Here is a 12,803-nt window from a genome sequence, read left to right as displayed (position 1 = left end):
CCTTCAGCATATCCTTGCTTTTTAACTTCATCAGGTCTACGCCCTCCAAATAAATCTCCCCTGTGGCGTGAGCGGACACATCCGGCAAAATCCTAAGTATTGCCTTGGCGATGGAGGTTTTGCCAGCGCCGGTTTCTCCGACTAACGCCAGCGTCTCCCCATGATCCAGGGAAAAGGAAACGCCGTTGACCGCATGGATGGTATTCCCCTCCGAAGTGTATTCTACAAACAGATCCGAAACATTAAGAAATGCTTCCTGTCTGCCTTCCTTCTTTTTTTCCTGTTTCAAAACAGCTCCCTCCTTTATTTCTTCAGCTTGGGATCCATAGCGTCACGCAGTCCGTCTCCGAACATATTCAAACCGATAATGGTCACGCAGATAAAAATACCCGGGAAAATCAGCATATGAGGATAAGTCCTCACATAGCCCCTGGCTCCTGCCAGCATAGCGCCCCACTCCGGCTCCGGCGGCTGCACTCCAAGTCCGATAAAGCTTAATGCAGAGGCAAACAGCAGAGAGCCTGCGATCAGACCTGTAGCGTTTACGATCATGGGCGTCAGGGCATTTGGCAGGATATGTCCAAAAATAATTCTTAGACTGGAACAGTTCGTGGCCTTTGCCGCCTCTGCAAATTCCTTGTCCTTCACACTCATCACCTGGGCTCTCAAAAGCCTTGTCATTCCTCCGATTCCACCGATGGCCAACGCTACCACTGTATTTCCAAAGCCATTTCCAAGGGCTGCGGACACCAGAATTGCCATAAGAAGTCCGGGGATAGCTGAAATGCTGTCCAAAATCCGCATGATAATATTATCCACCCAGCCTCCGAAAAAGCCTGAAACAGACCCAAGGATTACAGAAATCACAAAACCCAGCGCCACGGATGCCAGTCCAAGGGTCAGGGAATATCTGCCTCCGTAAATCAGCCTGCTGAAAATATCCCTTCCCAGATCGTCCGTTCCAAACCAATGGGCTGCACTAGGTCCCTGCTTTGCAGCCAGGGCGTCCACCTCTGCATAATTGTAGGGTGAAATATAAGGCGCCAAAATTGCCAGAATTGCCAAAACCACTACAATAATCAGCCCCAGCATGGCCGTAGGGTTGTGGGACAGCCGTTTCATAACAATGACAAACTGCCCTTTTCCCTTGCTTCTTTTTTCTTCCATATGAGCTGCCATTTCTTTTTTTTGTGCCATCTTAAGCCACCTTCTTTCTCCTTGGTCCTGATGTATACTGAGCCTTAATCATCGGATCCACCAGCGCATAGGACAAATCTGTCAGAAGCATAACTACGCTGAATACAATGGCCAGAAAAACTACACAGCCCTGTACCACCGGATAATCACGGTTGTTCACTGCATTGATCAGATACATGCCAACGCCGGGAATGGAAAATACCTGCTCCACCACTAAAGAACCTCCAAGGGTCATACCCAGCCTGCTGCCCAGCACACTGATTACAGGAAGCAGCGCATTTGGAAGCGCATGCCCGAAAATAACCTTTCTTTCCGACAATCCCTTGGCTCTTGCCGTTGTCACATAATCTGAGCGGATCACCTCCAGCATGGAGGAACGGGACTGTCTGGCCAGATTGGCGATGCCTCCTAAGCTTTCCGCCAGACACGGCAGTATGTAATATTGGATTCCCCCTATGCCGTTTGCAGGCAGCCATCCCAGATGCAGGGAAAACAACAATACCAAAAGCATGCCCATCCAGAAGGTGGGGATGGAAATACCGGCCACCGCTCCCACCATGGCTATTCTGTCAAATACAGTATCCTGATGCACCGCCGCAAAGATACCAATGGGAATGCCCACCAAAATAGACACCAGCATGGCCACGCCGGAAATGATCAGCGTCCTGGGAAACCGCTGCAGAAGCTCCTGGGTAACGGAAATATTGGTGGTATAGGAGCTTCCGAAATCAAAATGGAAAAATAAATTTTTCAGAAAATCAAGGAGCCTGGTGAGATAGGGTTCGTTCAGCCCCAGCTCCTCGCGCTTTGCCAGAATCTGCTCCTCCGTGGCGTTGCTTCCCAGAATCAGGGAAGCAGGATCGCCAGGCACAAAATACATAATCGTAAAAATCAATATGGCAACAAAAACGATGACCGGTATCATCATCAGAAGCCTTTTTATAATATATCTTGCCATACAAACTCATTCCTCTTTTTCGTAAAAGGATGCGGCGTAACGCCGCACCCTGGATTTTTCGGGATAAAATTATCAGCCTGCCACGCCCTGATAGTCCTCTGCATACACAAACGCATTGGGAACAGGATAAATAGCTGAATTATTTACAATTTCCAAAATACCATCCTGCGCCGCCTGATAGGTTACGCTGGTCCACAGGCCGTATACAATAGCATTGTCGTTGATATAGTCGTTTACAAGGTTGGTATTCTCCTGACTCATGGTATTTACATTGGCCGCCACATCCAGAAGCTCCTGGAGCTCAGGATCGTTTAAGCCAAGGAAATTTACGCCCACGCCGTTATAGGTGCAGAAAGTGTTGCCTAAAAACCTCTGCCAGAAAGCACCTAAGTTATAAGTAGGGCTTCCGTTATTATCTATCTTGATATCCCATTCGCCAAAATCCAGCTTGTAGTTGGTAAACAGCGCCGCATCATAGGAAAGAATTTCCGCATTAATGCCGATTTCATTCATATATGCCTGCATCATCTGGGCCGCCCTCTGCTTGCTGTCGTTGGATTCCAAGGCTATGCGGATAGTAGGAGAACCGTTTGCCACATAGTTTGACTGCGCCAGATATTCCTGAGCCAGCTCTACATCGTAATTGAAGTAATCCTCCGCCCAGGCCGGGTCGTAATCAGAGTATGCGTCGGTTCCAAAGCAGAACACTTCTTTTCCCGTATTGCCCACTACCGTGCTCACCAGGCTGGCCTTGTCAATGCAGTGCAGAATCGCCTTTCTCAGATTCACGTCGTCTGCCACATTGCTGGAAGGATCCATGCTGAAGGAAATATTGGTCACAAGGGCAGTGCTGTCGCTTCTTACATAGTAGCCGTCCAAAGCGTTTCCATTTTCATCCATAAAGAAGGACAGGTTGTCCGTGGAAACATAATTGACCACATCCACATCTCCGGTCTCAAGAGCCAGGGCAAGCTGGGCGTCCTCCAGAATAATCCGATAGATAATTCTATCCACATTGCGCTGCTTAACGGTAGAAATATATTGTTCATCTGTCTGCCAGTAATCTTCATTTACGGCCAGCGTCAGGGATGACCCAGACACAAAATCCTCTACCACATAAGGTCCGCATCCAATGGGAGCTGTAGACCAGGTAGCTTCATCGTAAGCCTCCTCATCTACGATCTGGGTATAGGTCAGTACGCTTTCCACTGCTCCTATGGTTTCCCAGTCTTTAAAATAAAGCGCTACCGTGGTGTCGTCCACAGCCTCCACACGATCCAGATAAGGATCCACATTGCTTGCATTTCCCGTTGCAATATAAGTATTATAAGAGAATACTACATCGCTTGCGGTAATGGGATTGCCTGCGGAATCCTTCACATAGTCAAACATATGAACCGTAATGACTGAGCCGTCCTCGGATACCTCATAATCCTTTCCAATACAGGGCTTCAGCTCTCCGCCGGGAGTCTCCTGCACAAACAGACTGTCATTATACAGCCACGACACATAAAGCTGTCCTGTGGATGTGCCGTCATAACAGGACAAACCGGGAATATTGGCGTTCAACCCCATAGTGATGGAACCGGCCCTGCCTGTGGCGGCCGCCTGCTGCGCAGTTTCTGAAGTCTCAGCTGCAACATCCGTTCCGGAAGAGGTTTCCGCAGAAGATTCCGCACCCTCCCCGCTTCCGCATCCGGCCAGCATGGCCGTTAGCATAGCAGCACACAGAACAGTTGAAAGACCTTTTCTGAATTTCATAATCATCCTCCTTTATTTTTCTGCTCTCGCAGTTGATAACAGTTTCATTGCTCCTGTTGTTTATCCAGAAGCTCTTCAAAAAGCGCCATTTCACAATCCACAATGGCCTCATCGGCGCTGCCCGGCTTGACCGGGCTGAAGGCCTGAAAAACCTTTTCCTCTTTTGATGATTTGTCCAAGATATATCCGATAGACACATCGGAATGGGTGATCACAAAGGTTTTCTTGTAAGGCGACGCCTCCTTGATGTCTCTTCCGAGCTGAGCGTACAGCTCTGCGTTTGCCAAAATCACCGCAATATCACCAAGCATGAGAAGCTGCATTTTCAGCTTGGCGGGATGGGCGACGTCATCCTCCATCTGAGGATAGTCCGGAAGCTTCGGGGGTGAATCGTCCTTTCTCAGCCCGTTGCCTCCCGGCCTGTAAATAGGAGGCCTCCCGCTTTCTCCCCCCTTTTCCTTCTGGGTGGGAAGCAAAATGCTTTTCCTAAGATGCACAATAGGAAGTGCGTCCTGATATTCGGCAATTGCGTCAATCCCTTTGACTGCGTCCGCTCCATGGGTTCTTCCAATGAATTCCATCTGCATAAATCCAACGCCGTCCGGATAAGAAACACTGGTGGAATATCCATCCGGATATTCATACTGCAGCCCATGGCTGAGCAGTGGATTCTGATTTCCCGCAGCCCCGGAGGTCCACATGACCACCGCATGATTTCCGTAATGCTCCTCTGCAAACTTGCAGGCAATTCCATTAAAATTTCCCGAGGTTTTTGCCTTTCCATCCGCATCCTTCATTAGATAAGCACAGGTTGCGTGAGTTCCATGGTTCAACAAAGCCGCGATCAGCCTGCCCTCCGAATCCACAAATTTTATTATAGCCAGCGTCTTATCGCTGTACCCTTGCAAATTGCGTGCCTCCACCCAATATCCAAAGGGCGTCTTGAGATCTCTGTTGGTATTTATGAAGCTTGGGCATTCGCCGTCCCCATATCTTGCGGGACGCATGGAATCCACCGCCTCTTTAGCGGCCCTGATCCCGCTTTCAATGTGTATTTGAGTGTTTTTTTTGTCAAATTCCAGTTCCTTGGGCGTAAGGCCCGGAAGGTATTTTCCAAACATTTTATAAGGTCTCGCACAGGTATGATTGTGGGTGGCCGTAATAATAACATCCTCTTTGGGCACGCCTGTCTCTTCCGAAATTCTCTGCGCCAGATCCGGACAATCCGGAACGCTTCCCAACTCATAGCTTAATATGAGAATTCTGCTTTGTCCGTTGTCTATGGCAATGGCCCTACAGTCCATCTCATCATAAGCTTCCTCCGGAGAAAAATCTGATATTCCCCAATCACATTTTTTTGGAGGAAAAGGATACATATCCGGTGTGGGATCAATGCTGACCTTCGCAGCTCCCACCATAAGCTTTGACATTTTTTGCCTCCCTTCTGTTTTTCTTTTGTATGTTTTTTGTAAAATTATTTTACATGAGGAAATATTCTGAGTAAATGTGACGGATTTTTGAATTTGTGGCTTATTTTTTTGTATTTTTTCTTTTTCTATAAGGTCTGCCTTTCATAAAAAGAAAAAGCCAATGAAATGCGAAAAAATTTCACATCTCATTGGCTGAAACAGACCGGATGATAAACTTAAATTTGCTTCCTGCTGCTTTTTCTCTTTGCGTATAACTCCGGCAAAACCGATGTGCAGATCACTGATAAAAGCACTATGACACTGGTAATGCAGTACTGCATGTACTGATTACTGCCAAGAAGCTGCATTCCATTTTCCACAATCGCCAGAATCAAAATCGCCATATAGAAATTAATAATGGGTACGCTTCTTTTTCTTTTCTTCTGCACCAGATTGCCCGCAATATAAGCCGCCATAATTCCACGGATTTCCATGCCTGAGCCCATGGAAGGACTGGCCGCCCCTTGTCTGGACAAAAAAAGCAGCGCCGCCAGCGCAAAAAACAGGCTTCCCAAAGCATAGCTGTACACCTTCAGTCTCCTGATGTCCACATTGTTCTGACGCAGCAGCTTTTCATCATATCCAAGCGCCAGCACACATTTTCCAAACACGGTGTAATGAAATAAAAGATACGTCACTGCAATGCAGCACAGTGCAAGCCACAGACTCTTGGGGATTCCCAGAAAAAGCCCCTCCGTAAGCCCTCTCAGACTCTGAGGGATATTATAGTAGGTCACTCCGCCGGAAATCAGATAGGCCACTCCTCTGTAAAATTCCTGAGTCGCCAAAGTGGCAATGATAGGGGATAAACGCCATTTTGCAACAATAAACCCATTGATAACTCCGCACAAGACTCCCGACAGCAGGCCGGCCCCGGCTGCAGCGGGAACGGAAAAACCATTTGTCAAAAGCTCCCCCGTCAACACGGCCGCTAAGGACATCTGATATCCCACAGACAAGTCCAGTCCCCCGCCCTGCATGATAATGGCAATCCCAGCCATCATCACAATGGTGTGGGCATTCTGCAATGCGATATTTCTCAGATTAAAGGCCGTCAAATAATAGGGGCTGGCCAAGGTAAAAAACAATGTGAGAACCATCAGAATATCAAAGGTCGGATTCAGGAAAACAGAGGATAAGATTTTTTTTGCCATGTGCAAAAGCTGTGTTTGATACATTTTATTCATATGCTGTCCCCCTGATTAAAAAGAAAACATTTCCAGCTCATCCAGCTTGTGCTCAATGAGCGTAGCTGTTCCCAACAGATTTCCATTTTCCGTCAAAATAGAAAAGAAGCTGTTGCTCTCATAGATTTCAGGTTCCTCGGAATCTGCACCCCGCAGCGCATAACGCAGGTTCTCCGTCAACAGTGCTACGCTGAAATCACCCACAAAGCCCCTTAACAGACTTTGGTTATCCCAGCTTTCCTGTACCAGACTGCGGTTTTCTTCCGTGTCATCCGCCCCGTAAACCGCAAGCCTGGCCGGCTCCTCCAGGATAATCCCTGTCTCACAGTAATCTTGCAGCCGCTCTGCGGCACCGATGGCGGCATCCCCGCTCATAGCTGCCACAATTTTCAAGTCCCCATCCTTTTCCCTGGTAAAGTAAGTGTCAATGGCGTTTTGTCCATCCAGCTTGGAAACCACATTGGTCTCCCAGTTTTCCGACAGTCTCACCCTTTCGTCATAATAGGGATTTAAAATCGCCATACCGTTTTCGTCAAGAAGCAGCCCTCCTGTTTCTTCTTCCACCTGCTGCAGCTGTCCGTATCCATCATAGTAGAAAACCTCCTGATCTTTTTCCTGATGGACAAAAGTCAGGGAGGTGCTGTCATATTGTCTTAAAAATCGTTCTCCTATGAGCTGATAAATTGCAAAATTCCTGATATCTCCAGGTCTTCCTGTGCTTCCCAGCAGCAAAACCTCTACTTCACCCTTTTGGGCCTGTGGAAACTGTCTGTCAATGAATTCGGAGATCAGCTTTCCCGCACATACTCCCTTATAAAGGCTGTTGCTGAGAATCTGAATATCCGCATATTCTGTAACATCAGCGCTGTTTAAGGTAACCACCTGAATATCCTTTTCCTTGGCGCTGCGCAGCGTTTTTTCATAGATGGTATTTTCACCCACACAGTCCAGCACCAGCATATCCGGTTCCATCCCCACAAAATTTTCGATCTGGCTCAGCTGGGTACCCGCATCATCCTCACAATATATCACCTGAGTGCGGTATCCCTCATCCTTTAGCATATTTGTAAGAGAGTCTGTAAGACTGCGGGTAAAGCTGCTGTCCACAGAAGACATGGCAAGGCAGGCAAGGGGACGAGAATCATCCCTCACTCGGATACAGCCTGCCAGACACAATATCCCCATAATCACCACCATCACTGCTAGAATTCTCTTCATTCGCATCCTCCTGACTCTCCCAACAGCTTTTGAGCCTGCCCATACTCCAGCCTGTCATAAAATCTTCCCTTGGAGACCACAATATAGCGTTGTGCAAAATTTCCGAATTTTTCTGTTTTCACACAGGCGCAGACCGAGGTGCCCTTCGCTCTCAGCTCTCCAAAAATTTCAAGCACAAATTGTCTGGTTAAAAGATCCGTGCTGTAAAACAAATCCTGAAACAGCAGCACCTCCGGCCTTGCCAAAAGAAGCCTAAACAAAGAGATGGCAATCCGTTCCCTCTTTTTGAGGCCATAGCAGTTTTCTCTTTTCTCCATGGAGGGATCCTTCATCCACTGTGCCAGCTTGTGTGCAAGGTAACGCAGTATATGAGGAAATACAAGTCCCCCTTTTGCAATCTGTGGGTAAAGTCCAAGATATAGATTTTCGGCCGGAGACATGCTCTCCACAAGCCTGTCCATGGAAGAGATATCCACCAGGACAGTGCCCCTGCAGATTCCCTTCCCCTGATAATAGATTCCACTTTTTCCTTCCGGCTCCCAGTTCTGAAACAGTAAATCCGCATAATCATGTTCCAAATCCACAAATGCTATGTATTCCCCGGGGCAAGCCAAAAAAGAATAAGGCCCTATGGCAATTTCCCGCGGCTTTTCCTTTTGGAAAGAAACAGAATCAAAGGCAGCCGGCTTTAAGGAGTAATCGATCTTTTGGTGCATTTCTCCGGCCAAAAAAGACAAAATCCCTCTGCTGCCAGGATCTGCTTCCATACTGCATATTACCTGGCCGCCCCGGATAATAGCAATCCTGTGACACAGCTCGTCCATAAAGCCCACATTCAAGCTAAATAGGACGATGCAGACTCCTTCTTCATTCAGTTTCCTTAAAAAACTCTTTAAATGCTCAAGATCAGACGCGGAATATTCCTGGTTAAAATTTTCCACCAGGATAACATCCGCCTGATTCAGCCTGGCACACAAAAGGCTGACCGCAAATTTCTGATACTCCGTCAGCTCATCCGCTCTCTGCCTGACATCCACATGCAGCCCATATTTTTCTGCAAGCTCCGCAAACTGTCTTTTCACACGCTTTACAGGTATCCAAGAATATTTTATCTTACCCCCGCTTTGTTCTATCAGCATATTCTCCCAGATGGTCATACAGTCCACAAGCCCCCAGTCGCTTTGCAGACATTTCATTTTGGGCCGTGCAGAAAAATCCGCCCAGTCCGTGGATCGTCCTTTCACAAACAAATAACCTTCAGAGGGAATACCCTTGCCAGAAAGCACCTCAAAAAGCGCAGATTTCCCTGAGTCGTATCCTCCCACAATTCCCAGGGTTTCCCCTTGGAACAGATAAAGTCCGGCCCGGCTTATTACAGATTTGTTTTCTATTGCATACTGCACATTTCTGATGCGGATTAGTTCTTTTTTCATTATGCCTATGTCCTATGTCTCAGTGGAAAAAACATCTCCACTGTAGTTCCCATTCCAGGAACGCTGCTGATAAAAAGACCATATTCATATCCAAACAAAATTTGAATCCTCTTTTGGACATTCTGCAGCCCGATTCCTGTATGTCCGTTTTCTCCAAAGGAAACCTTGCTGTTGATTTTATCATTGAGCCTTTTTAAAACAGCGCTGTCCATGCCGCTTCCATTGTCAGAAACAGCTATCACTACGTTATCCTCCGATAAATACCCCCTTACCGTCAACAGCCCGTTCTCCGTCATATCACCAAAACCGTGAACAATAGCATTTTCCGCTATAGGCTGTAATGACAGCTTCGGGATCATGCAGTCTAAAAGCTGTTCCTTTTCCGCCTCCTCCAAAGCAATCACCAGACGAAATTTGTTTTTAAACCGATACTGCTGGATGGAAATATAATTTCTGAGATTATTCAGCTCATCCTCCAGTGAAACCACATTATCCTTCATACTGATGCTGTATCTGAAAAACTGCGCCAGGGCCTTTACCGTATCGGCTATATCAGTTATCCCCTCGTTTAGGGCCTGTCCTCTGATACACTCCAGTGTATTGTATAAAAAGTGGGGATTAATCTGATTTTGCAGATATGCCATATCCGCCTGCTTCAAAGTCAGATTCTCCTCATAGTCCGTATTTTTTTTAAGAAGCTCCTGTTCTACCCGTCTTTGAACCAGCCTTTCAAATTTGGCCGGAGTCATAATCATTAATTTTCCCATTTTTTCTCCAAACAGCTGCTGTATTAACCGTAAATCTTCCTGTATTCCGTGGGTTTAATCCCTATGCGCTTTCGAAACAGCTTGCTGAAATATCTTGCATCCTCCAATCCCACCATAGATGCGATTTCTCCGATGCTGTTATCGCTTCTCTCAAGGAGCTCACATGCCCTTTGGATTCTCACGACAGTAACGTATTCAGAGAAGGTCTGCCCTGTCTTTTTGGTAAACAATGCAGAAAAATAAGCCGGACTTAAACCCACCAATGCCGCCACATCCTCCTGCCGTATAGCTTCTCCCAAATGCTCTCTCACATAATCACAGGCCAGCCGTATGGGCTTTATATTCTTTTTGTCCACCAATCCGGCCAGCTGGCCGATTTCCTCGCAGTTATAGCGCGTGATGGCATCTCTGCATTCCTCAAAGGTGGTACAGATATCCACCGCCTTTGCCATCTCTCTGACGCTGATGGTTTCCGCATGAATATCATTCGCAGCAGACAGATGCTTTTTCTCCTCCTCGCCAATCTCCTGGATACGGGGAATGAAAGTGGCAAAATCATAACTGCACATCACTGTAGATGGCTGAGAAAACATATCCTCCATACAGGCCCGGAAAGCCTCTGTATCCAGCGTTTTCCATGCCCGCACAATCTCTTTGTCCCATTGGTTTAGTTTGTCTCTCAAATCTACGGTGTGAAGCTGTTTAAAAAAAATAATGCGGTTTGTTCCCAGCCCCAGGCGGGCAAACATGGCAGTCCAGGCCTGTCTGCGTCCGATAACAGCCTTGTCCAGATCATAAAAGGGCTTTCCCACACAGACAGTAAAATGCAGTCCATTGAAAATATCCGTAATATTTCTGCCAGCCTCAAACAGCTCCTTTAGCTCCTTTTCCAGCTGCTCCTGCTGGGAAGGTCTGTAGTTGATCAGGGATTTCAGCGAGTCTGCTCTTTCCTGCACGATTACATCATAGCAAAAGGCGTCCAGGCGCTGATGCACCATCCTTTTCAGCTTTTTCAGCACAGAGGTAAGCTCCTCATAGGTGCGTCTTTCCTGCCTTTTGTCATCCAGTTTCAGATACACATACAAAAAAGCGCCCTCCTTCAAATGGAGCATATAGCTTTGATTGATTTCCTCATAATCCTGTCTGGCTTCATTTTTGACAGAAGTGTTCTCTAACACATTGGTGAGAAAATAGTGCTGTAAAAGCTCCTCCTTCTGTGATACCGACTCTCCCTTTTTTTCCCTTCGGATTTCATCTGCAACCTTATAGAGAACCTGGTTTAACTCCTCCTCATTTACGGGCTTTAAAAGATAATCACTGACATTATATTTTAAGGCATTGTAGGCATACTCAAACTGTCTGAAGCCGCTGACTACAATAAATCTGCAGTTAATCTGCCGCTCTCTACAGTATTGGATCACCCTGAGTCCATCCATTTTGGGCATGGAAATATCTGTAATCACAATATCCGGCGCCTGCTCTTCGATCATCCTGCAAAGACTCTCTCCATCGTAAGCCATTCCTGACAGTTCCAATCCGATCTGCTCAAATTCAATCAGACTTTTAAACATTTCGCAGATATTTTTCTCATCATCTGCAATGACTAGTTTCATGTTCATCCCCATTATCCTTCATCCTTCCTGCGGGCACAGTGTTTTGCTGCATTAACTTTCAAAAGCATAAACTGTTTTGGATTTCATGGTTTCCCCAGCACGGAATATTGGCTGGTCAAAGTCAGGACAGTTTACCGCGTTTGGAATGTATCCTGTCTCCAAGCATACAAAGGCGTATCCATGGTAAATTTTTCCCGCTTTTCCACGAATCGGTTTTGGCAGCATGGCCGCAAAGAGGACAAGCCCTGGCATGTCTGTTTTCACACGCATACAGATGCCTGACTGAGGAGAGTATAATTCTGCGACCTCCCGAAAGCCCGCGCCATCCAAAAGATAGCTGTCGTCATAATCCTTCATTTCCCCCAAAAGTCCTTTTGGATCACTCTCAAGCCCCTGACGGACGGAACGGGGTGAAGTAAAGTCATAGGGTGTACCCAAAACATCTCTCACTTCTCCCTCCGGCAGCCCTTTGCTGCTTTTTGCTGCATAGAATGAAGCATGAATATTTAATATATGATCTCTGGCATCATCACATCCCAGATTGAAATAAGAATGGTTTGTGGGGGAAAGCAGTGTCGCTTCCTGGGGCTTTAAGCAATAATCTATGGTCAGGCAGTGATCGTCGCCGAAGGTGAAGGAAACCTCTGCATCCACTGCGCATTCATAGCCGCATTCTCCCATATCTTTCAAAAAAAAACTTACTTTATTTTCCTTTTGGTGAATTACAGCGCTGAAAAGCTTTCCGGCAAAATTGCTGCTTCCACTGTGCAGACAGTGCCCCCCTTTTCCCGTTTCCAGAAAATAGGTTTTCCCATCTATGGAAAATCTGCCGTCCGCAATGCGGTTTGCACAGCGTCCAATTGTTACTCCCTCAGTAGAAAAACCGCTAAGCTCCTGTGGGCTTTCCGCTCCCAGAACTACATCCGTCAGTTCTCCCTCCCTATTTCGAATGCAAAGGCTGTGCACAGAAGCGCCATAGTCTAAAAATTCCGCATATTCCCCAAAACGATTTGTAATCCGGTACAAATGTATTTTTGTGCCATCCGACAGAATTCCCCATAATCTTCTGTCTATCATACTTTTCCTCAATAGTCCTTTATGCCTAATTTTTTTATAACTTCTTTTAAAATTATAATAAAATAACATAAAATCAAAGTCAACCTGCAACAGCCATCTGCCTGTATGTATATATTCATACAC

General features: G+C 46.6%; 11 protein-coding genes. All 11 read right to left on the bottom strand.

The features are described from left to right. Nucleotides 1-289: ATP-binding cassette domain-containing protein (locus tag AC1WIP_RS04165; protein WP_481140633.1), on the bottom strand; the 289-nt coding region annotated here is incomplete at its 3' end. Nucleotides 290-303: 14 nt separating this feature from the next. Then, nucleotides 304-1,197 (bottom strand): ABC transporter permease, encoded by an 894-nt coding sequence (locus tag AC1WIP_RS04160; protein ID WP_481140632.1) that lies wholly within the window; start codon nucleotides 1,195-1,197, stop codon nucleotides 304-306. A gap of 1 nt (nucleotide 1,198) precedes the next feature. Then, a complete protein-coding gene (locus AC1WIP_RS04155) occupies nucleotides 1,199-2,155 on the bottom strand; it encodes an ABC transporter permease (RefSeq protein WP_481140631.1) in 957 nt (318 codons plus the stop codon). 72 nt (nucleotides 2,156-2,227) lie between these two features. After that, a complete protein-coding gene (locus tag AC1WIP_RS04150) occupies nucleotides 2,228-3,916 on the bottom strand; it encodes an ABC transporter substrate-binding protein (protein ID WP_481140630.1) in 1,689 nt (562 codons plus the stop codon). A 44-nt stretch (nucleotides 3,917-3,960) separates the two neighbouring features. Further along, nucleotides 3,961-5,346 (bottom strand): hypothetical protein, encoded by a 1,386-nt coding sequence (locus tag AC1WIP_RS04145; RefSeq protein WP_481140629.1) that lies wholly within the window; start codon nucleotides 5,344-5,346, stop codon nucleotides 3,961-3,963. Between the two features lie 215 nt (nucleotides 5,347-5,561). Further along, a complete protein-coding gene (locus tag AC1WIP_RS04140; protein ID WP_481140628.1) occupies nucleotides 5,562-6,572 on the bottom strand; it encodes an ABC transporter permease in 1,011 nt (336 codons plus the stop codon). Between the two features lie 15 nt (nucleotides 6,573-6,587). After that, the gene (locus tag AC1WIP_RS04135; RefSeq protein ID WP_481140627.1) at nucleotides 6,588-7,790 is read right to left on the bottom strand and encodes a sugar ABC transporter substrate-binding protein; all 1,203 of its coding nucleotides are present in this window, start codon (nucleotides 7,788-7,790) and stop codon (nucleotides 6,588-6,590) included. Continuing rightward, entirely contained in the window at nucleotides 7,787-9,223 is a 1,437-nt protein-coding gene (locus tag AC1WIP_RS04130; protein WP_481140626.1) for an ATP-binding cassette domain-containing protein, read from the bottom strand. The genes AC1WIP_RS04135 and AC1WIP_RS04130 overlap by 4 nt, the downstream gene beginning before the upstream one ends. A 5-nt stretch (nucleotides 9,224-9,228) precedes the next feature. Further along, complete coding sequence (locus tag AC1WIP_RS04125) at nucleotides 9,229-9,990, bottom strand: sensor histidine kinase (protein WP_481140625.1); 762 nt, start codon at nucleotides 9,988-9,990, stop codon at nucleotides 9,229-9,231. 23 nt (nucleotides 9,991-10,013) lie between these two features. Then, a complete protein-coding gene (locus AC1WIP_RS04120) occupies nucleotides 10,014-11,609 on the bottom strand; it encodes a response regulator (protein WP_481140624.1) in 1,596 nt (531 codons plus the stop codon). Nucleotides 11,610-11,654: 45 nt separating this feature from the next. Next, on the bottom strand, nucleotides 11,655-12,680 hold the full coding sequence (locus tag AC1WIP_RS04115) for an aldose epimerase family protein (protein WP_481140623.1): 1,026 nt from the start codon (nucleotides 12,678-12,680) through the stop codon (nucleotides 11,655-11,657). Nucleotides 12,681-12,803 lie beyond the last annotated feature (123 nt).

The organism is Acetatifactor sp. (assembly GCF_982438285.1).
This window is presented reverse-complemented; position numbering and strand designations above follow the sequence as displayed.

What these genes read in the sequence shown, in the direction of transcription:
- AC1WIP_RS04160 (WP_481140632.1), bottom strand. Translation starts at nt 1,197, where the DNA reads ATGGCACAAAAAAAAGAAATGGCAGCTCATATGGAAGAAAAAAGAAGC.
- AC1WIP_RS04155 (WP_481140631.1), bottom strand. Translation starts at nt 2,155, where the DNA reads ATGGCAAGATATATTATAAAAAGGCTTCTGATGATGATACCGGTCATC.
- AC1WIP_RS04150 (WP_481140630.1), bottom strand. Translation starts at nt 3,916, where the DNA reads ATGAAATTCAGAAAAGGTCTTTCAACTGTTCTGTGTGCTGCTATGCTA.
- AC1WIP_RS04145 (WP_481140629.1), bottom strand. Translation starts at nt 5,346, where the DNA reads ATGTCAAAGCTTATGGTGGGAGCTGCGAAGGTCAGCATTGATCCCACA.
- AC1WIP_RS04140 (WP_481140628.1), bottom strand. Translation starts at nt 6,572, where the DNA reads ATGAATAAAATGTATCAAACACAGCTTTTGCACATGGCAAAAAAAATC.
- AC1WIP_RS04135 (WP_481140627.1), bottom strand. Translation starts at nt 7,790, where the DNA reads ATGAAGAGAATTCTAGCAGTGATGGTGGTGATTATGGGGATATTGTGT.
- AC1WIP_RS04130 (WP_481140626.1), bottom strand. Translation starts at nt 9,223, where the DNA reads ATGAAAAAAGAACTAATCCGCATCAGAAATGTGCAGTATGCAATAGAA.
- AC1WIP_RS04125 (WP_481140625.1), bottom strand. Translation starts at nt 9,990, where the DNA reads ATGGGAAAATTAATGATTATGACTCCGGCCAAATTTGAAAGGCTGGTT.
- AC1WIP_RS04120 (WP_481140624.1), bottom strand. Translation starts at nt 11,609, where the DNA reads ATGAACATGAAACTAGTCATTGCAGATGATGAGAAAAATATCTGCGAA.
- AC1WIP_RS04115 (WP_481140623.1), bottom strand. Translation starts at nt 12,680, where the DNA reads ATGATAGACAGAAGATTATGGGGAATTCTGTCGGATGGCACAAAAATA.